13 protein-coding genes are annotated in these 20,676 nt (G+C 49.9%); 7 read left to right on the forward strand and 6 right to left on the reverse strand.

What is annotated here, in order from left to right; translation table 11 throughout:
- Positions 1 to 128 precede the first annotated feature (128 nt).
- The 3 genes from ACONT6_RS09025 to ACONT6_RS09035 are packed head-to-tail and all read right to left on the reverse strand — an operon-like array spanning position 129 to position 4,511.
- On the reverse strand, positions 129 to 1,382 hold the full coding sequence (locus tag ACONT6_RS09025; RefSeq protein ID WP_428821374.1) for a sensor histidine kinase: 1,254 nt from the start codon (positions 1,380 to 1,382) through the stop codon (positions 129 to 131).
- Positions 1,382 to 2,086: a response regulator transcription factor gene (locus tag ACONT6_RS09030; protein WP_428821375.1), complete on the reverse strand. Its 705-nt coding sequence runs from the start codon at positions 2,084 to 2,086 to the stop codon at positions 1,382 to 1,384. The genes ACONT6_RS09025 and ACONT6_RS09030 overlap by 1 nt, the downstream gene beginning before the upstream one ends.
- 40 nt (positions 2,087 to 2,126) lie before the next feature.
- Positions 2,127 to 4,511: a TonB-dependent receptor gene (locus ACONT6_RS09035; protein ID WP_428821376.1), complete on the reverse strand. Its 2,385-nt coding sequence runs from the start codon at positions 4,509 to 4,511 to the stop codon at positions 2,127 to 2,129.
- Between the two features lie 259 nt (positions 4,512 to 4,770).
- Here ACONT6_RS09035 and ACONT6_RS09040 point away from each other — a divergent pair, with 259 nt between their 5' ends.
- The 3 genes from ACONT6_RS09040 to ACONT6_RS09050 all read left to right on the forward strand — a co-directional run bounded on the left by ACONT6_RS09040 (position 4,771) and on the right by ACONT6_RS09050 (position 14,126).
- Complete coding sequence (locus tag ACONT6_RS09040) at positions 4,771 to 5,553, forward strand: OmpW/AlkL family protein (RefSeq protein WP_428821377.1); 783 nt, start codon at positions 4,771 to 4,773, stop codon at positions 5,551 to 5,553.
- 677 nt (positions 5,554 to 6,230) lie between these two features.
- Positions 6,231 to 6,935, forward strand: a complete 705-nt coding sequence (locus ACONT6_RS09045) for a hypothetical protein (protein WP_428821378.1) — start codon at positions 6,231 to 6,233, stop codon at positions 6,933 to 6,935.
- Positions 6,936 to 7,769: 834 nt separating this feature from the next.
- Entirely contained in the window at positions 7,770 to 14,126 is a 6,357-nt protein-coding gene (locus tag ACONT6_RS09050; RefSeq protein WP_428821379.1) for a papain-like cysteine protease family protein, read from the forward strand.
- Between the two features lie 147 nt (positions 14,127 to 14,273).
- On the opposite strand, the gene ACONT6_RS09055 is transcribed toward ACONT6_RS09050, so the two are convergent.
- Positions 14,274 to 15,338, reverse strand: coding sequence for a hypothetical protein (locus tag ACONT6_RS09055; protein WP_428821380.1), 1,065 nt, complete (start codon positions 15,336 to 15,338; stop codon positions 14,274 to 14,276).
- Positions 15,339 to 15,462: 124 nt separating this feature from the next.
- Complete coding sequence (locus tag ACONT6_RS09060; protein ID WP_428821381.1) at positions 15,463 to 16,140, reverse strand: DUF998 domain-containing protein; 678 nt, start codon at positions 16,138 to 16,140, stop codon at positions 15,463 to 15,465.
- 375 nt (positions 16,141 to 16,515) lie between these two features.
- On the opposite strand from ACONT6_RS09060, the gene ACONT6_RS09065 reads away from it, so the two are divergent.
- The 4 genes from ACONT6_RS09065 (at position 16,516) to ACONT6_RS09080 (ending at position 20,058) form a co-directional block, all read left to right on the forward strand.
- Positions 16,516 to 17,115, forward strand: a complete 600-nt coding sequence (locus tag ACONT6_RS09065; RefSeq protein WP_428821382.1) for a hypothetical protein — start codon at positions 16,516 to 16,518, stop codon at positions 17,113 to 17,115.
- Between the two features lie 226 nt (positions 17,116 to 17,341).
- On the forward strand, positions 17,342 to 17,662 hold the full coding sequence (locus ACONT6_RS09070) for a hypothetical protein (RefSeq protein WP_428821383.1): 321 nt from the start codon (positions 17,342 to 17,344) through the stop codon (positions 17,660 to 17,662).
- Positions 17,663 to 17,676: 14 nt separating this feature from the next.
- Positions 17,677 to 18,336 (forward strand): hypothetical protein, encoded by a 660-nt coding sequence (locus ACONT6_RS09075; RefSeq protein ID WP_428821384.1) that lies wholly within the window; start codon positions 17,677 to 17,679, stop codon positions 18,334 to 18,336.
- Positions 18,337 to 19,128: 792 nt separating this feature from the next.
- Positions 19,129 to 20,058 (forward strand): DUF5655 domain-containing protein, encoded by a 930-nt coding sequence (locus ACONT6_RS09080; RefSeq protein WP_428821385.1) that lies wholly within the window; start codon positions 19,129 to 19,131, stop codon positions 20,056 to 20,058.
- A 148-nt stretch (positions 20,059 to 20,206) separates the two neighbouring features.
- Here the strand turns inward: ACONT6_RS09080 and ACONT6_RS09085 are convergent, their stop codons facing one another.
- Positions 20,207 to 20,584: a hypothetical protein gene (locus tag ACONT6_RS09085; protein WP_428821386.1), complete on the reverse strand. Its 378-nt coding sequence runs from the start codon at positions 20,582 to 20,584 to the stop codon at positions 20,207 to 20,209.
- Positions 20,585 to 20,676 lie beyond the last annotated feature (92 nt).

A 20,676-nucleotide genomic window follows, 5' to 3' on the forward strand; every position in this document is an offset into this window, starting at 1 on the left:
TTGAGGCTTGAGTTGGTGATGGGCGCCATTCTACTGGATAAATACACAGATATCAGTAATTGCGAGAGCTGGCTCTGGCGATCAGTCTAAGCCGAAAGGAGACGGGAAAAACGTAGAAAAAGTAGCCATCACCAAGAAAGGCGGGCGGCTACACGCGTCTCATCGGCGTGCAATGAAAACAACCAGCCGTTGCGTTCGCACAGCCGTTGGACGATACCCAGACCCAGACCATACCCGTTGGGTGACGACGCCTCGGTCGGTGTTTGCCGCTCACCCGCTTCATTACTCACCTGGTTGGTAACAAAAAGCACGCGTTCTTTGATGTGAATCGTGACCGGCCCCTGCCCGTCCAGTGTATGCTCAAATGCATTTCGCACCAGATTATTGACCGCGATAGAAAAAGCCTGTGAATGCCCGCAGGCTATCGGGTTTGATAGACCAGCGATTTCAGCATCGTTTAAGTCGATTTCAACATCGACGCACTTGCCGCTTAACAGGTGACGCTGCTGATCTATCGCCTGGCTTACCAGCGGCATCACCAGAAACTGCTCGTTATACTGCCCAGCGTCGGTTTCGCGAGCGAGGCACAAGAACATTTCAATCGTGGCTTTCATTTCGAAAGTCGCGCGCTTCACTCGGTCTACCACCCTCCTATCGGTCGCAGACAGATCACTCTCTTCCAGCAGCTCAAGCGCGCCCATGATTACTGTGATCGGCGTACGCAATTCATGACTGGCGGAACCGGTAAAGTATCTCTCCCTCTCAACAAATGCGCTGATCCGCTCAAGCGTCTTCTCAATGGTCCTGGCGAGGACCCCGACCTCATCATCGCTGAACCGGCTGGATTCGATGAGCTTGAGGTCTTCGGCGGATAGTTTTTCTGGATCAATGTCCGCGACCACATTCGCGAGTTGCACCACAGGCGCGACCGCTCTGCGCATCACAAAAATTCCAAGCCCGAAACCCAGCGCACCGAGGGTACCCACGATCCCGGTAATTGCGAGCAGCCACCACCAATCCTCGGACGACGCAGCCTCAATCCCGGCAACGTCGAAAACCACAAATGCGTGTCCCTGTTCGTTGTCGGCAGGCACTACCGCCACATGTAACTCTTCGGTATCGAATTCGTACAACCCCTCCTCGGGGTTTGTCTGCGCCCATTCCCTGAGTGATTCCGGCAAGCTATCAATCTCATCGTATCCGCGAAGGGGCATCGTCAGAGAGGGATAACTTTCGGCGGCACGCTGTAGCTGAGTCGCCAGTACACGGTCCTCACTCAGCCTGATCGCCGAGAAGAAAGCCAGTCCCCAGACCACGCTGAGTACCGCAACACACAGCGCAAATGCTATTGCGACACGCTTGCGTAAACTGTACCGGTACATTACTGGGCATCCTCTGCAATTCGGTAGCCAATGCGATGCACCGTATGAATCAGCGGGCTACCAAACGGCCGGTCGATAGCCTGCCGCAGCTTGTACATATGCGAGCGAAGCGCATCGCCATCGGGGCGCTCGTCGGCCCACAGCAACGTTTCGAGATCATCGCGGGCCACAACGGAAGGAGCCTCCTCCATCAAACGCTGAAGTAGCCTCATGCTGGCAGGGGTGAGATCGATGCGCCGCCCGGCGCGATGCACTTGCAGCGTAGACCGATTCATCGTCAGATCAGCTACCGTTAACAGATTGGCGGTTTTTCCGTGACTACGCTTGTACAGTGCCTGCAGTCGCGCATGGAGCTCTTGTAATGCGAACGGCTTGATCAAATAGTCATCAGCGCCCGCCTCGAATCCCTTGAGTTTATCGTCGAGCGTGTCTCTCGCGGTTAGCATAAGTACGGGCGTTTCTACCTCGGCATCCGCCCGTAGCTTTTGGCAGAAACGCAGGCCATCCATCCCCGGAAGCATCAGGTCCAGAACAATCACGTCGAACGGGTTCGTCAACGCCAGGTGCATACCGCTGATACCGTCATAGGCAAAATCCAAAACATAGTTATGCTTTGCAAGATACGCGGCAATGTTCTCGCAAATATCGCGATTGTCTTCGACAATCAGCACCCTGATTGGCGCCGCACCTAGCGCATGTACCATCTACTGCCCCCCTTACAAGGCACGATTTAGCAGGCCTGATTTACCAAGCGTAATCCAGCCGCAAACCAATAAGCGGCTCGGCTTCGCTATCGTCCTTCACCTCAATGCCTCGACGGTAGTCAAAATCAGTGTCGTCGCTCGACGACGCTGCCGTTACGTTGATGATATCAAGAAAGGCTGTTGTATCTATGGGGCCAAATGCGCGCCGATAGTCAACGCGCACGTTCAATATGGCAGAACCGCTTTTGCGACCGACATTGCGCTCAGTGATCTCTTTCGAGTAGCGCAAAGGTTGCCCTGCTCCCAACACGTCTGAGTGAATAATAAACGCATCGTCTGGTCTGCCGGAAAGATACTTGTAGCGCCCGGCGACCTTCCAGCGGTCGCTGATTTCCCAGGTCAGGCCGAGCGTCGCGACATGCTCGCGACTGAATTCGGCGGCTACGTCACCGCGACCGTCTTTCCGATCGACTTTAGCATCGTTGTAGGAGTAAGTCGCGGTAGCGTAAATCCCCTCGCGAATCGTACTGTTAGCCACGATATCGACACCATAGGATGTGCCGTCACCAATGTTTGCAAAGGTGCCGCTCGCCCGATCAAGGTCGACCACCAGGTTATCAAGGTTCTGGTAATAGGCTTCCGTCAACACCGACCAGCGGTTGCTCGGGACGTATTCATAACCGATGCTAGCGTGCGTGATTTCTTCAGTCTCAAGGTCGTTCGATGCGTTCGCGGCAATGTCTAAAAACCGTGGTGACTGATGAAAGCGCCCTGCCGTCGCAAAGTATCTAATTGTGTTACCCGGTCGCCAATTGACGCTGAGCCTGGGCGACGCGAAGCTTTGGTCTGCAAAGCCGTCCCTCTCCAGCCGCACACCGGTGCGAACATCCCAATCGCCGCGTTTAAAGGCCTGCTCTACGTACCCTGCGTAATTCGTTTCGTTCTGGCTTAGTGAAGAGTTGATGTTCGCGGGCGTCAGCACAATAAACCGCTGGTCGGGCTCTGGCCTGAAGTCATCGTCGTCATAGACAAACCGGATCCAATCGCCGTCCAGGACGGTGTTATAGTCCAGATCAATTTGCGTTACTCGAACACCGGCACTGAATACGCCCCATTGATTCACCGTCTCGAAGTCGCCTCGCCAGCCGACCTCTGTCTCACCCTCACCGATGGTAATAATGTCTTCCCGCACTGGAAAACTGGACGCAGGTGATCCCTCAGGTACGAGATCGGGAAATGATTCACCCTCTGAACTGATCTTGTCGCTGGTGCGGTAGTAGACCTTGTTGGTCAAGACAGCCTCTTCGCCGATCAGTGATCGCAATGTCAGGCCATACAAATCACTATCTTGTTCAGAATCCTGAAGCGCAGCATCTTCGAAATTGGGCGATGCAAAAACGTGGGTCACGCCGCGGGTGTAATCTTCATGTGTATCGATCAGTAGAACTTCGAGGGTGTGGTTCTGGTTAACTGGTATGACCGACTTTACGATGAAGTCGCGCAGGACAGGATCTCCAATGTCGAGTTCTTCGATCGTTTCAAAAAACGAGCCGAAGTCCAATCGACGAGCGGAAACGAGCAAGGTAGCGCCTTCGGTAATACCGGCAGGACCATCGTAACCAACTTCATAGCCCGCAATATCAAAGCGCAGACTTGCCGAAGGGCTTGGATTGCCATCCGCAACTTCCAGGTTGAGTAACGATGCAGCCCGGCCGCCGTACGCCGCACTCCAGCCACCCGGTGAAAATTCTGCACCACTGATTACGTTTGGTGCGAAAATCGAGAAGCGGCCGCCACCACCGACATCTTCCTCTTCCCCCAGAGTTGCATCAAAGTGCACCGCTTTATCAAAAGGAAAATCATCAACGAATAACAGGTTATCTCGCGGGCCACGGCCACGTACGCTAAAGCTTGCGAATTCACTGGCGGATGCCAGGCCAGGCAAACCGTCCAGTGAGAGGAGCGGATCTGAGCCACCGCCAACGGCACTGCGCAAGGCTTCCCTATCCAGGTAGGTGCTGCTAGCGGATGCAAATGCATCAGGTTGCTGCGCCCTAACCTCCACCTCCTCAAGCGCCTGCTCCAGAAGCTCAAATTCAATTTTTACATTTTTGCGCGTCACCACGCGCACACTTGGCTCATAGGAGGTACTGAACCCGCCTTTGGCCACGTTTACCGAGTAGAGACCGGGGTCGAGCAGTTCAACGACAATGCGACCTTGCGCGTCGGTAACCACAGATCGCGTGGAATCGGTTTCCCGTTCCCTGATCATGATCTGCGCGGATGAGAGTGGCCGGTCCGTATTCTGATCCTTGACGACGATAGTCAGTGCACCGGGCGCCTCTGCTGCGAGGGTATAAAGTGGAGTTCCCATCAACAACGCCGATAGCGTCAACCACGATACCTGTCTCAATTGCCTGCTCATATTGCGATCCCTTTTGTTATCCCTGCAACAATCTGCCGCTTTTATTTGGTGAAACGCTGTGAGGTTAGCAACGTAAATGTGACTGAAATGTCGCTGAGATGTGAAAGCTACGTCAGAGCCCGGGTAGCTACCGCCGGTTCAACTCAGGAAAAACCCCTGAACCTTGCTATTTGGCACGTAAAGTGAGCTGTTTTTCCCTTAAGTCAAAAATCGGTGTATTACACTTTTGATTCCATGGGTATTTAAGGAGTTACCTTGAATGAAACGGATATTGAAATTTTCACCCATCCTGGCACCGCTGGCTTTGGCACTGAGTACTACCGCCTCGGCCAACCCCCTCGGCTTGACCGGACCACAGGACTTTATCGTCCGTGTTGGCGGATACTATATTTCCGCAGGCGATGACGAGGTTAGCTTTGTCGACGATACCTACCGGTATTTCGATGCATTTCGCTCTAACGTCGATCCCGGTTCCGAGTGGGGCTGGTATCTCAACTTCGAGTGGAAACCGGTAGAGCACTGGGGCATCGAACTTGGCTATATGGACGGCGACAAACATACTAGCAGTCACGGTGACGGCTTTTTCTCCCTCGGTTTCGACGATGTCGCTTATCGTGATGTTGTCAGTTTTGATGCCAACATCAGTACCGCAAGCCTGAAATTCTACCCCCTGGATGCGACCTGTATGGTCCAGCCTTATATAGGTGGCGGAATCAGCTATACCGACTTCGGTGACAGCGGCCTTAATCGCGCAGCGCGGAAAGACCTTGCCGAATTTGGCCTGCGCGGCAACTTCGATCTGGGTTCCTCCTGGGGCTATACCTGGCAAATGGGTATGGACTTCAATTTCGGGCGCGACAGCTCCTGGCTGGTCAATGTCGCCGCGATTTACGCGCGATCCACGACCGATATGCGGTTACAGCTGCTGGATGACGTTCCGCCGCCACCGGATGTAGAGCCAATTTTTGAATCCTATTCCGGGGACTACATCTACGACCCTTGGACGCTCAATCTGTCAGTGGGGTATAAGTTCTCCTTCTGACACTCTCAATTCGGCAGATCACATTGGGCGCTTCGGCGCCCTTTTTTATGGATGTGTCAGACTCGCCGCTCGCTCTGTGATCAGCCGCACCATAGGAAGGATTGCAGTGAGAAGCGGCCCTCAAATCGGGGAAAAAGCCCGGAACATAAATAGATCTCCAACCATGCCGGCATTAGCATGGCGGGCAAATTCTCTTACGACAGTATTCCCATGAAACTAAAAATCGCTCTGATCCTCTGCGCAACGGCTTTTCTTAACGGCTGCGCAGTGGTTGGCCCGAGCCTGGAAATGAAACCTGCCAAGATATTAGTCCCTGGCGTCATCGTCGGCGGTAGTCGGGGGCACTGCCCGCCGGGACAGGCCAAAAAAGGCAATTGCTAAAAGGCGCCCGCGGCTCCATCGCCGCGGAGTTCACAAGCCACGCTTGAATGATTGGACAGGCCGAGGGAGAATGCTCGCGCCCGAATAAGGAATATTCGCGCCGCCGAGTCAGCAGACATCGGCGACCTAATAAAAGCCAGGGAGGCAAGACAGTGACTCTCCATCTCCAAGCGACCAAGCAAACCTTCGCCAACAGCATGCGCGATGTCTGGAAAGACTGGCAACGCCCCGGCGGAAGCCGAAGAGTCCGTCGGCGGCAGTCGATCGAGCAGGCGATTCGGGTCGCGACGCCCTTCATGCCCACGCCGGCAATATTCCACAACAATCTGGGTCCGGACCTGTGCGGCTCCTTCAGCTGGGGCACCTGGCGCTTGACGCTGAACGCCACCTACACCAGAAACACCGACCTGATCTACAAGGACTTCGTTGAGCTGTGCGCGACGATCTACCACGAGACCCGTCACAGCGAGCAATTCTTCCGTATCTCACAGGGACTTGCGGGCGGCGAGATCGAGTTCCCCGACCAGAGCTCGAGCTCCAAGATCAACGCCCACACCAAAGACAATGGCATGGGCTCGGTCCAGGATCGGATCCGGATGTTCCAGGATGTCAGCCAGGGCAACGATGTGACTGCGACGCCCCAGATGATCTCCAGATGGCTCAACGTGCCACTGAACGTGTCCAATCAGGCCTCCCAGAACGCGCGCAACAACTTCCGGACTTTCTGTGGCACCGCCCGTCCGACCTGGTTTAGGCGTTCGAACATAAAGCTTGAGGTCGAAGAGTGGATGCGGGAGTGTTACAAGGCCACCCTCTCGGGGGTCGGCAACTTTGCTCAGAGCGATAACTCACCGTGGGACTTCTACACCAACCAGCCCACCGAGCGTGACGCGCACGGCATTGAAGACGATGTGACGGCACTGATCGAAAACGCCATCGGCGTGCGCGTCGCCCAGTACGGCAACCGGAACCGCAGCAGCAGCAAGTTCAACCACCTGTAGGACACCGCTGCTAGGGTTTCCAGGCCGAATAAATCGGGGCAGATCGACTTTATCGCGTTAGTTTTATTGAACGTATGCGATACCAAAATGTTGATCTGACCCCGATTATTAGACAGCATCAATCGATCCGGCGACGTGCTTCATTGGACCGGCGGGTTTGCGGCTCACGCACCCGGCGTATCTGATCACGCTTATCCGTTTTCTTTTTAGACTTCTTTTTTCCTTACCCTTCTTTTAATGCCATAATGCCGTCCTGATCCCATTTATCCGAAACGCCTCATCAGATACAAGAGTGACACTAATTCAAAGAACCACTGGAAACTGTTGAATACGAAAAAGGCTCTCGACGTCCGCAGGTAAGTATCTACGACACTATTGAAAATGAACAGCGACCCACCTGAGCCGACCCGCACACAGGCTACTTACTATCCGACACCAAGCGGATAAAAAGTGAACTACCCGCCAACCAAAATCTCTAGAGAAAAGACCACAATCGTACGAAGATAAATAGTGCGCCAGCTTAAAATCCGTCACCAGCTATCATTTCCATAAAGATACTTCGCTAACCTATTTATTTTACAGACAATTTTATAAGCAGAAAAAGTCACCGAGCACCCCACCCAGCTTATAAATTGTCGCAAAGGATAAAATGAGTTAATTTACTTTTCAGGCAGTCACCGCCCATCCACCGCGGGCGAGTAATGATTCGACTACAACCACGCTGCCCGAAACGATTATCGCAACTTAATAAGTTAGCAGCTCCTCCGCCTACATAGAGCCCGGGCAAAGAATGCGCGCCTTTCGATGTCTCGGCCTTTTCACGGAAATCATGCCATGATCACTATCAAGCAATCATTCGACATCGAAAAGATAGGTGAAGAACAATTTCCCAACGAAGTAATTATTGAGGTCGTGTTTCCTCAATATAGCTTCCGATTGTCCGGCGGAACAGTTGAGAGGTATGTATCGGAACACAAAAAGTACCTGATAGTCCACGACACTGATAACGAAGAATATCTCGTACACCTTCCACTAACTAGAGTCGTCGGCAAAAAAGTCGAAAGTATATATGGATTCTTTCTCTATCACCTTATTGAAATCCTAGGACCTGGCTCGAATATAAACGATTTTTCGATTCCTTTTACTGTATATATCCGAAGTACTACAGGCCAAGAGATAGGATCAAAGTCATTTGAGGGAATAATTTATAAAAAGAAATCCCTGTCGTCGGATTACGACCAGAGAAATTACCGTGAAGAAAAAATACAGTTTGAGTCCACATACGGTCTTGTAGGAAACCTTAACGAAGAGGGCCTAAATACCCTACCCCTAGATTATGACCGCTCTACCTACCTGATCAACAAAGAGACCTTTGAATTAGTAAAGTATGCTCTTAACACTACCACTCACGACCACACGGTTTCCGATCAGAAAGTACTCGAACTTATTGATGCAATGGTTGATTTGAGTGATGGTCATCCAAGACTCTTCCCCCGGGGCGATATTATTAGCTATACACAGCTGTCCGATTTATTCCAGGATCTCGAACTCACGATTACCGCCGAGATCTTCCGGTCGATACAGGAAATTTTCGAAAAGCTTTTTGACTTTCCCTTGTCACTTGAAAGCATTAAAACCATTGACGTTATCGGCCAGCTCGAAATCGTCGCCGATCGCCCACTTTCGCTTTCTGATTTTGATTACTACGAGCTTTCCATTGAATACCCACAGAAAAATGGTGAAATAAAGATTATTCGCTACAATTGGCATGAAAAAAATGTCACCCCTGAGAATAATCGCCTTGGATTCTCGTTCGATACAGACAAAACCATAATAGCGAATAATGTCGCTGGCCATATTTACGTTCGAGTGAAAGATTATCAGGGTATCAGTTTGTTGGCCCAACGTTTTGGGGTCCACGATGAAACCCTTCAGGACCTTGATATCCGAGTCCATATGGATCACCAGGTTATTTCTGCCCCCAGCCCCGCCACAGGGTCCACCAGAACCAAAAGGCTTCGAGGCCGGGTTATCCAGAGTGCTAAAAAGTATTCCTTAAATGATTTAACCATTATTCTGCAGGCTAAGCAGACCGCAACCGATGAAATATTCAGGATTATAGGAGCAACCCAGACAGACAAGTCTGGAAACTTCTCCATGGAATATCCATATGGGCAGTATGTTCAGGCACAGGCACTAGTCTCCATAATGCCGGAAAGCCCTGTCGAAATTGCTGTTGATCCCTACAACGCAAACGAGAGTATAGTTAACAATTTCATCTTTCTGCTGCTGTCCGATGATGCCGTTGTAGAAGAGAGTGAAACAGATGAAGAAACCATTGGAAGTGACGAAGATTGCGACTGCAATGAACCACGCAAAGCACACCGCCTGCCCGACCAAGAGGACCTGATAGCTTCTGGGGAATATACCCAGGATATTGGAGGCTCGTGCATCAATCTCTCCACACCGAACAGGACAATTCGCGAGTATCAATATAATGCCATCGTTCGAACCTCCGACCCAGACGTAGCGAACTATGTACTCGAAAAGCTTACGGACGGCGACAAGGTTATGTATAACCTGGTGGGAGGAACGGAGAAGATAGCGCGAGGCATTGTCGATCTAGACAACCCCATTCGCTGGGAAGATGCCCCTGACTCCAAGGAGAACCTCTCGATTTATCAAGCAGTCACAGTCGCCACAGGTCACATCATTCACTTTAAGTCAGTTTTCAAAGCCGATGGCTACTCTCTGGGTGACCTGGTTTACTCTCTGCCTCTAGCACCGGGACAGAAAAAACAGATTGTTGTCTTCGAGTCCTCACACACCCTACAGGGAGCCGAGTCACAGTCCCTAAGCCAGGGAGAGAGTCTATCTGCCGGTCTGGTCAGTGACCGGATCATCACCGATCAGCTCAGCGGTGGTATCAACGAGTCACTGGCCGGACGAAGTAACGCTCACACTTCTGGAATGTCGGCCGGGTTAGGTGCAAGCGGATCCTATGGTGGCATTGGTGCCTCTCTCGGCGTAGCGGGAGGATTTGCCAACTCTAATTCGTCGGCATCGCAAAACAGCGCTCGCAATATTTCACAATTCTTTGGTGAAAAGCTCCGACAATCCCTGATGCAGAACGCAGAAAGTTACCGGGAACTTAATGCCTCCGTTGTAACAACGGTAACCGAAGGGCAGAAATATGGCGTCACTTCAGAAGTCATTGCCAACCACAATCACTGCCACTCCTTAACGATGATGTACTTTGACGTACTGCGCCACTTTGCGATCTACCAGGAGGTCTCCCACGTTGAGGAATGCCTGTTTGTCCCTCTACTTTTGACGCATTTCTCCACCGAGAATATCCATAAGTGGAAGGATATCCTGGCTGACAATCTCCTGCCCATTCCATCCAGCACCTACCTGAAGTGGAACCGACTGGATTTTTTACGCTTCGGGCGGACGCACCCCCTGATCAAGGGTTTTGACGCCAACACCCGGATCAAAACCAACTATGAACGAGTGGACTTTCCAACCGGCACACATGCTGATGAGCCTATAAGGAATATCACCGGTGAATTTACCTTACGGGTAAAAATCGATCGCCCGAAAACCCGCTACGACAGAATCCTCTCCTTCCCTCGTGTTACCCGTACAATTGAGAATCAGGAGTTTGATCCAGTAGAGACCGCCAAGGCTTGGTTTAATCCCTTTGACTGGAACAAAACGAAGTATCGAACAACCCATGAAACTGTATTCGAAAATGCCCGCATTTTTGATAATTTCATGCAACTAGATGCAGACTTCCAGAATAAGAAGCCAGCTGAAGCCATCCGCGTTATAAATTTCGAACCAGTGGACGTAGCCACAGTCGACGACGAAGGCGCCGCTGAAACCATTACTGTTTCCGGGGTCGATTTTTTTGAAGGGGACATCATTGACAGACAAATTTGGGAAGCATACGCAGACATCCTTGGTCATAGTAACGTTTTTCAGATGCTCAACAACTATTTCCGGGGAGCCTTAATCTCTGAATGGGATCAAATTTTCAAAAATCAGATCCTTCCCGATATATTCGAAAAGATCCTCGATACCATTAGAATTCAACGACTTTCGTGGGATTTGAATAACACGACAGACTACCGTGGCGGTGAGCGCAAAGTAAGAATTCGGATTACCAGCGGTAGCTATTCCGGAACACGCCGCAGCCTGCCAGACAATTTGCGAATGTATGTAACCAGCTCAGCCGTAAGCACCCTTCGGGCCGGGTCTATTCGCCTAGATATCGAAAACGTTCGGATCAATTACACAACGGCTTACCACGACGGAACGATTTTCAAAGGCTATCTTGGTGATGATCTGATCGATGGAACCCGCTTGTATATTCCATTGAATGACGAAGATCTACGCAATCCGAGGAAAGAAGACACCTACATTGTTACTGAGCTTATCGAACATTTAAACTCCAACCTAGAGCACTACAATAAGATACTTTGGGCAAATCTGGATAAAGACCGGCGCCATCTCCTTCTCGATGGATTTAATATCCAGACCTTCACATCAAGTGGCGCTCGCTCAAGCATGCGAAGCCTTGCTTCCGTGGTTAAAAATGAGATCATCACTATTTCTGGAAACTCTCTGGTCTTTCCTGTTGCTGAGGGCTTCAAGGTAAACAGGAATGCCGTCGTTGAATTGACTATCGATGAAGCTCCAGTAACCGACGATACTAATCACGACCTGCTGGAAATGTACAAACCGTTAACTCCCCTCCCCCCCTACCGTATCAGCGTGCCAACCCGTGGCGTGTTTATGGAAGCGATCCAGGGTAACTGTGATGCCTGTGAAATGGTCAAGGAGAACTCTTCACAGGATTGGGATAAGTTCCGGACTGAAGAGCCCACACCCATACAGCCGATTGTAACTCCTACACCCGTTGTCACTGAATACAAACCAGAATATAAGGATTTCGCACAGCCTATTGTCAATATTCAAAATTCGCCAGACCAACCTGCCCCAGCCGCTGGACTTGCCAGTCTTGGAGAACAACTAACCAAAGCCGGTGTCTTTAATGATGTTACCGGGCTTGCAAAAAACCAGGACAATGCCATTCGCACTTACCTGTCGAACCAGGAGAATGCCAAGGCATTTGCTGAAATGTCCAAGAGCCTTGCAACTCAGCAGCATAACACCTCACATTCATCTGACATTGGGCAAGGTATCGAGAGAGCCCGGCGCTCTGGAGTCATCGATGCAGAAGACGCAAGGGACCTCACCCGGCAACATCTTCAGCAGCAAATCGATGGTGGCGAATATTTACGTGAGCAAGAACAGTTTGAACGAGAACAGAGCCGTCCCTCACTCACCTCCGTCGCTTCTGATGCGGTCAGCCGTGGACAGACTGTACAGGCCGAGCGTACCGATTCCGACGGCACCAGCGAATCTATCGATGTCCAGGGAACCTCTTCTGAAGGCTTCATGTCTGTCAGCTGGGACCTAGAGCCCATGCAACAACCAACCTCAAAGGTCTGCTGGGCAACAGCAGCAGCAATGTTGATGAACTGGAAGAATGGTATCTCCTCGCCCATTCAGGACACTCTTACTGACGCCGGCAATGGATTAACGCCGCCCGACGAGAGTTACTATTTAAGCCGCTTTGAGGCAAACGAGAGTTTACCGGCTACCGAAAAACTTCGATTTATCTCAGCCCTGAATATGCACGCGGAGGCGCCTGCCAGTTACCCACTCAGTCAGTATTTTGAGTGGTTGAGCAATTATGGTCCATTATGGGTAACCATCGATGCCGCCGCTGGAGAGGATTTTTCACCCCACGCGAAGATCCTAACGGCTATAGAGGGGGATACAATGACCTTTATAAATCCCGCCAGCGGCCGCCGGGAACACTTACTCTACGATGAGTTCGCAGAAAGCTTTGAAGAGATAATTACCGATTTACCTGAAGGTGAAACCATCTACCTTCAGGTTGTTCGATTTACAGATCTGGTAGAACGCGCCACTTCTTCCGAAGGGCAAGCCCGGGAGCTCTATCGAAATTCCAGTATCGGCGTGCGTTTACGCCCCGGTGACACCATACAGGGACACAGAGTTAATGTCGGCTCAATGAATATCCGCATAGGCGGTATTACCTACACTCTCCGTAAAGGCGGTAGCCACTGGGGGATAAAATACGGTGGCAGGAATATTGCGGCCTTTAGACCAACGCTAGAACAGCTGGCTACCGACTACCGGACCGAAACTGGCCCCGAGCGCGAATTCAAAGCCCTGGCTGCTCTTGGATTTGAAGTTGTCAGCGAACATGAAGGTAAGATTACCGCTATCAACAGTTGGGATAATCAGGATTTCACGTGGGGAGCAGGCTACGCAGCATCACGTCTTAACAGCATGCTGCAATACATTCCCAGTGCCAGTCCGTTGGTGGAACTAATGGACCGAATTCCCTGGCTTAGAGGTCGTCGTTTCAACCAAAGTCTATTTCAGAGTGGTCCTGAGCACCTTGACGTAGATAATTTCCACCTTCTCACCAACACCATCCATAACAACAGTGCGCTCTTTAGGGAATTAACTCGCGCACAGGCGCGACAGTTTGTCGAACACGAAGTAATGAATTTGGCAAATACGCCTGATCGGCAGGCAATGATGTCCACAATAGCCACCAGTACTGTGGCTCCAGTGATTGGAGTTGCAGGTTACCTCAATCATGGTCGTCCAGCATATGCTCCGATCCCTGTTGAAATGCTTAATGCTGCTATTACGGAAGGAGGCGGGGACTATTCCCGCCAGATTTCAGCTCTAATGCGTATATATCTACAAACTGTCAATCGCTACGCACTGCGTATGAACCGAGAGGACAGGCTTGAATTAATTTACCAAACACTTGCTTTTAGGGTACCCAATAAAATAAAGGCATTTAACGAGATAATGCGAAATAGTGTTTCCAGCAGCTTTGAGTTTGACTTCAGGGAGGCTCATACAATTCTTCCCTGTATAGATCCAGACCACACCATGGCGTTATTATCAGGTCCGGATTCCGTAAGGGTATCCCCTCTGAGGATGTGGTTGCATCAGAGCTCAGCTTATGAAGCCCCAAATATATCCATGAATTACGATACCTCTTCCAGGGGGGTTAGAGAATATCGGGGTTACTATAATTTGGGCGCCCCACTCGCTGTGCCGGAGTCATAACCGGCTTCCACAGCTTATTTGACAGAGCCCTCGGCGTGGCCAGCTAGTAGTGCGGGCAGTTACTGCCGCGCTGGTCAAAGCTGCGGCGGGTGAGGAGCGAAGATGGGGGCACCCATTTATTAGATCTACCCCCATTTTCAGAAAGACTCAATCGATCCGGCGGCGTGCTTCATTGGACCGGCGAGTAAGCGGCTCGCGCTCACGGCGTACCTGATCCCGCTTATCCGTTTTCTTTTTAGACTTCTTTTTTTCCTTACCCTTCTTTTTTGGCTGCTCGTTCTTTGGCTGCTCGTTCTTTGGCTGCTTGCGCTCCTGGCGCGGAGCTGGTTTCTCGGCAGCATTGCGCCGATCATTTTGCGCTTTACGCTGGCGCTGTGGCTGGCCGCGCTGGGTTTGTGGCTTGGGCCTGTCGCGTACCGTGCGGCGATCGATTGCCGGACGCTCTACTGCAGGAATAACTCGTGGGCCGCGACTGCTGGTCGGCTTGTCCGCAACTTTGACTACCCGCTCGTCCCGACTCGGAATCCGATGTGGCTTCCCGCGTTCATTACGGCGATCCCCGCCCCGGTTATCCATCCGAGACGCCTGCCGTTTTTGCTCGGCTTTGCCAGCAAACCCATGTTCGCCACCTCGGCCACGATCCTGGCCCTTCTCACGACGGTCCAGAACCAACTCGCGACGATCCCGAAGCTTCTCACGTTGATCCTGGCCCCTCTCACGACGTTCCCAGCCCTTCCCACGACGATCATCTCGATGCGCGTTACCGTCATGCCAATCCCGCCGGTTGTAACCGTCGTTATGTCCGTGCCGGCGCGGCGGTCTGTCGTGGTGTCCTCCGGCATAGCGATGGCCGTGACGGCGCAAGCGCGTATGCCAGCGATCATTGAAGTTTGCCGAGATATAGAAATTGGGGGCCGGATACCAACGGCCACCCCAATGACTGGCACTGATCCAATGGTCCTGATACCAACGGTAGTAACGCCCCTGCCGATAGAAAACGTCGCTCCGGTCGTAGAACACGTAAACGCCGAGGGTATCGTCGTAGTAGCGATAGCCGGGATCGGTGATCACTGAATAGGAGTAAACCGGCGGAGCCTTGCGGACATAGGTGCTCCCGCCGATCACCGGCGGGGCTGCCGGGTAGGTGACACAGCCACCGAGCGTCAAGGTAATGGTGAGAGCGGCGAGTAATCGGTATGGGATCTGGCGCATGGTGCGTTTTCCTTGGATTCACACCTGCTTTTTAACTCGGTGCAACTGAATCGCCCCTGAACTCACCCGAAACTGAACAGAAAACAACCAATATCGAGAAATGAGCACAACCACATGAAATCAGCTACCTTCCAGAAAGCTCAATTTTTACACGCTCATCTTCATTAGTAATAAATGGCAACATACGACTCGCCGTCATCCATGCCACACCAAATGCCATCAATCCTGTCGCCTCGACATAGTAAGTCACCCGCTGGGTAATACCGCTAAAATCTACCCCCAAAATATCGAGCAACTGCACCGCCATAGCGCCAACCATGGCTACAGCACAGATTCTATAAATCCGCCCCCTAACCTTCGCCTCTTTGGAATCTTTTTCTCTCGCTCTCAGGTAAAACAGCCAACAAAAAATTGCGAGGATAAGGAACATTAAAATCGCCGACGTCGTATGGAGAATCCCAGTCAACGTGGCTTCTCTAGCTGCTCCCTCAACACCCCGACCGGTAAAGCAATCGCACGGCAAAAATGCCACGGCTGCGACAGCGACTGCTGCGACTTTACTTAAGACAGCCTGAAACAACGAGTAGCCATTGTACGACCACAGAAAAGTCGATATTACGCAGAGAGAGCCAACGAATACGTTTCGGGCATTATCCGTCAAATGATATGACAGACTAATCGAGCTGATGCTGACCCCAGGCGTCAGCAAGTCGGTAAAAATCGCAAGTGACAAAGCGATAAATCCGACGATCAATTTAGCCGTGTGGTGATCTATTTCTGTGTCTAGTGGTTTCCCATCCATGAACCCAGCCTCATATGCCCGGAGTTACCAGTAGGTGGACGTGGTAGGCAATCAACACCTAGGTATGTGCCTGAATATCAAACTTCCCTTTCCCTTTTTGTTATGACTATAGACTAATTGATGGAAAACTCAGTGGGTGCTAATGAGTGTCATAATGTTCAGCTATCCCCTTACATTTTCTTAAAATCCTCCACGCCGTGTGAGTTAGGCAGGAAGCACAATTCCCACGGCAATCGAAGATTCCCGATAACTACTCTGTGGCTAATTTAGTTTAGAATCCACGTTTTCAACGAAGAAAAAATGGGACGTGGTACACCAGTCTCAAATCAGAGAGGCACAATACGCTCTTCAACGACTTTACGAGGATAAAAGGATATGTCTGTTAACGAACACGCGACCAAGGAACAGGTGAATCGACTGGTTAACACCGCTCTGGCAGCGATTAAAAACAAGGATAAAAATCCGAACTGGAATCAGACTCTGAATCAGTCCATGGATCAACTCGCCTTGATCAGCCGGAACCTGAATACCGCCAAACATGGCGTACAGCACTTTGGTAGAGTGATGGCGACCGACGCCCATGGACACAATGCCTACCGAGCCAATCAATCCGTAAAGTCAAAGCTAGGGACACTCTCATCGCTTGAAGCCTTCCTCGCCAAAGAATGGAAAAAAATTGGTGATGCGATTAAGGCGGATATGAGAAAGCTACCAACGGAAGGCAAGTCCGAATTGGAACTCCTGGATATGCTTGCGGGAGAAGTTGAGTCATTCGATAAATTACTCAAGCAAAACGTCAGCCAGATTTCAAAGCACCAGTCCAACCCACATCAAACGATGATCATTCAAAGAGAAATCACCCAATTAAAAGCAATGCCTGCTCTGACAGCACCAAGTATGCTAATCCTGATTTCTATAGGCATTCGGTTATTTGCAATGTTCGTTGGTGCTAAAAACGTGAACAGCAATAAATAGTCGTGATTTCCCATTTGGCAGCTAGTTAGGTGCCGTACGTTTTTTATCCGACAGGCTCGATGCCTGTCGGGAATAAATGGGTGACCCCATTTATTTTGAGTCCAATCATGCTATTCCTATATGTAGAATTTCATGCCGATCAACGTTTTGTGATGCTTGATTCACAACTGCGCCAGGTGAATGTGGCATAGTTCACCCTCTATCCGCGCCAGAAATAAGGGTTTTTATGGATATTTGGATTGTTTTGACAAAGTCAAAAATTCTTCCGGGCTGCCCGCTACCAAGTGACGGCTCTGAGTATATGTATGGACGCTCTGCGATCCCCGCAGAAAGTAAAGAACAGGCAATTGATGAGCTTACTGCCATCTTTAAAGACCAAGGGAAATTGGCCGTTGAAGAGGTCCAAAAGGCCGTTATATACAACCCTGATGACTGGACTGACGCTTCAGAGCAAAGCACTGCTGTAAATGACGCTTTTAGAGAGTGCGATAAAACAGGAAAAATCGCCTTCGGAATGTTTATTTCTTCTGAAATGGTAGATGGATAAAGGAATATAGGGATATGACGAGTGCGGCAATGACGCTGGCGGAAGGAAATCCTGACTTCCGAACTGATGCTACGTTAGTAATTAGCGGCTCAGCAGAAAGGGATTATATTCTAAGGACAACGTTAGATTCCTTATCCGTATGGAAAACTAAGTACACAGATACCATTTCTCCATTTCAAGGAAAATTAAAAGAAACCACAAAAGACGCTGCTTTTGTAGATGGTGAGATTTGGGTATACGGAGTTAACGCTACTAGTTTTTCCGATGTAATTTCCGCAGTTCAGATTGGGATGCTGTATTACAAGGTCACTGCAGAGGATTTAATTAGCAATGTTTATATCAAAAACCTTAATGCTGAACGTGAAAATGAGATGGAGGCCAAGGCTCTTATCCAGGCCAATAAAAACTTGTACCAGTTGGTCTGCGAAACATTAGATAAGGTAGCTGAACACCTAGGTGTGAAACAAAAAATCCACCTATTTGTGTACAGCTCAAATCTCAACCACAAAATCCCACAGCGTGATTTACATTACGCTCTGAAAAAAGGCGGCGCGTCTAGCGTTCAAACTGACCCTAAAACCTACCCGTTTGTCAGCGGCAGTAATTGTGGAAAATTCAAGGCCACCATTAAGTCAAACTTACATTTAGCGACCCTGAACAGTAACACCTGGTGATGGACAAGAACAGTTTGTTGTGACAGCACAGCTTGGGAAATATCCTCACTGCACAAACGAAGCAACAGAAATGGGGTGAGATCATAATTTTCGTCAAAGGAACTCAATTCTATTGACGCCAAAATTTTGATCTGACCCCATTTATTCTTGCGAGCAACTTGGCAAGCGCTGGGTGCACGGAGTTCGTGAGTGCGAACGGCTCTTGTCACCTCCTCCCGCAATACCTTAAACCCTATTCTTTTCCCCGCTTGAATTACATTGCAGATCAGCTGCGAGCGTACAACTGCGTGTGCGGCCCACCCAATCATACGGAATGCGTGATAAAAACCACACGGGCCTGCCCTTCCAACAATTACTTCTTGCGCGCAAGAAAAAATACTCGTGACGGACGCTTTGTGCTGTTAGGCACTATTTGTGGGTGTCCTTTTTATTCGGAACCAGTTCACCGGACTCATCTACTCCATATGGAATTTTGAAGCGTTCCATTTCTTCTCCTGACTTTATTTCTCACCTTGCAACCAACCAAGCAATCCATATAAGTAACCAGTTGGACTGGCACCTCTGTATTGAAGCTCAATGGAGTGTATGTCAGTCAACCTGAATCGCAGATTAACCACGCCAGAACAAATAATAGCCAAACCGACGTTTTAGCAGCCGTTTATCTCACTAAGATAAATACCGGAAAGCCGATTTCCCCCTTCTCTATCCGGAATTTTATCTATCAGCTCCTCGTATGGTACGTGGGGCAACCTACTGATAAAGTATCGGGCACAGTAGAAGGACACACCGAGAATGAGCGACATTAAGCTATTTTCCCTAAGCGCAGACGCAGCTATTGAATTACCTGGAACTGCTGCAGCACTCGAACGAGACCTGCAAAACCAGATTGAAGCTCACATGCTAGGATTTCTTGGTGTTCACTTTTTAGCCAGCGAGTATGGCACAGGCAAAACTCACAAGGGGCGTATCGATTCTCTGGGGCTTGATGAGAATGGCTGCCCGGTGATCATCGAATACAAGCGCAGTAAGAATGAGAACGTTATTAACCAGGGGCTCTTCTATTTAGACTGGCTTCTGGACCATCAGGCTGAATTTAAATGGCTGGTAATGGAAAAGCTAGGCAAAGACCAGGCCGAAAGTATTGAGTGGAGTGGAACCAGGCTTATCTGCATAGCCTCTGACTTCAATCGATTTGACGAGCATGCGGTGCAACAGATCAACCGCAATATCGAACTCATGCGTTATCGCTACTTCGGTAAAGACCTCTTGCTACTTGAATTAGTCAACGCCCATAGCGCAACTCAATCAGTCTCTACTACCCCACCAGTCCAAGCAGAATTGCCACCCAAAACACGTAGTAACGACAAGAGCCAAGCAGACCGCTTAGCAGAAGCACCACAGAGCCTGAAGAATCTGTACGATGAAATTTGCCAGTTTACAGAGCAATTGGGCGATGAAGTGCAACGAAAAGAGCTTAAGTTATATACCGCATTCAAGCGAATTAAGAACTTTGCATCGATTTTGATCGTCCATGGAAACAATGATCCGCGTCTGGTGATTTACCTCAAGCTACCTGGCGTGGAAGCAGAAAACTACCCGAATGCGCGTAACGTCACCGAAATTGGTCACTGGGGGACAGGGGATTTTGAGCTCGTCATCAGAGATCCATCCGATTTGGACATTGCACAAGAGCTCATTACGAAAAGTTATGAGCGTAGTTAATGCCCTCAAAAACGCCAGGATTTTTGAAATTTAGAGTCAGAGTAAATTTTTCGTCCAATCCAAAAGGTTTGGATAGTCACAAAATATACTCTGACTTCGACTATCTCGAAGCTATCTCTTGAGGAAACTTTACGCAATTAAAGCCTGGTTACATTTTTCCGGTATTAGGGTTCAATTTTGGACTGGCAATGCCGTTATTCGTTACAAACTCTGAATAATCCATCCCAACATACTCAACCGGCTCACCAAAAAGTACACGAAGATTTCCCCCGGTTACGGATCTAACCTTCTCACCCCATACATCATCCGCTTCCAAGTCCACGCCATCAACGATTCCCAGTACACGAAACCCGTGCTCCACTCGACGTTCCTTGTTTACCACATAGACAACGTCGTTAAGTCTTACCTTAAGGTAATCAATCCAGCCATGCTGCTTCGGTGAGAGATCAAAAAATGCACCAGTGGAAATATCGGAAAAGATACCTTGGTGGTCCCTATCGCCAATATTAGAAACTAGAAAATTCATAAAACCCTATTCCAATCTCAATCATCATTCTATTAGATTTATTAGCTGTCAAAATTTTACTCTGACCCCAATTATTATGTCGCGCTATTCGT

It is taken from the genome of Microbulbifer sp. MCCC 1A16149 (assembly GCF_050368945.1).
Classification (GTDB): Bacteria; Pseudomonadota; Gammaproteobacteria; order Pseudomonadales; family Cellvibrionaceae; genus Microbulbifer.

Excerpts from the sequence above, each read along its gene's own strand:
- ACONT6_RS09040 (WP_428821377.1), top strand. The coding sequence starts at position 4,771 with ATGAAACGGATATTGAAATTTTCACCCATCCTGGCACCGCTGGCTTTG.
- ACONT6_RS09035 (WP_428821376.1), bottom strand. The coding sequence starts at position 4,511 with ATGAGCAGGCAATTGAGACAGGTATCGTGGTTGACGCTATCGGCGTTG.
- ACONT6_RS09050 (WP_428821379.1), top strand. The coding sequence starts at position 7,770 with ATGATCACTATCAAGCAATCATTCGACATCGAAAAGATAGGTGAAGAA.
- ACONT6_RS09030 (WP_428821375.1), bottom strand. The coding sequence starts at position 2,086 with ATGGTACATGCGCTAGGTGCGGCGCCAATCAGGGTGCTGATTGTCGAA.
- ACONT6_RS09025 (WP_428821374.1), bottom strand. The coding sequence starts at position 1,382 with ATGTACCGGTACAGTTTACGCAAGCGTGTCGCAATAGCATTTGCGCTG.
- ACONT6_RS09055 (WP_428821380.1), bottom strand. The coding sequence starts at position 15,338 with ATGCGCCAGATCCCATACCGATTACTCGCCGCTCTCACCATTACCTTG.
- ACONT6_RS09065 (WP_428821382.1), top strand. The coding sequence starts at position 16,516 with ATGTCTGTTAACGAACACGCGACCAAGGAACAGGTGAATCGACTGGTT.
- ACONT6_RS09045 (WP_428821378.1), top strand. The coding sequence starts at position 6,231 with ATGCCCACGCCGGCAATATTCCACAACAATCTGGGTCCGGACCTGTGC.
- ACONT6_RS09080 (WP_428821385.1), top strand. The coding sequence starts at position 19,129 with ATGAGCGACATTAAGCTATTTTCCCTAAGCGCAGACGCAGCTATTGAA.
- ACONT6_RS09070 (WP_428821383.1), top strand. The coding sequence starts at position 17,342 with ATGGATATTTGGATTGTTTTGACAAAGTCAAAAATTCTTCCGGGCTGC.
- ACONT6_RS09085 (WP_428821386.1), bottom strand. The coding sequence starts at position 20,584 with ATGAATTTTCTAGTTTCTAATATTGGCGATAGGGACCACCAAGGTATC.
- ACONT6_RS09060 (WP_428821381.1), bottom strand. The coding sequence starts at position 16,140 with ATGGATGGGAAACCACTAGACACAGAAATAGATCACCACACGGCTAAA.
- ACONT6_RS09075 (WP_428821384.1), top strand. The coding sequence starts at position 17,677 with ATGACGAGTGCGGCAATGACGCTGGCGGAAGGAAATCCTGACTTCCGA.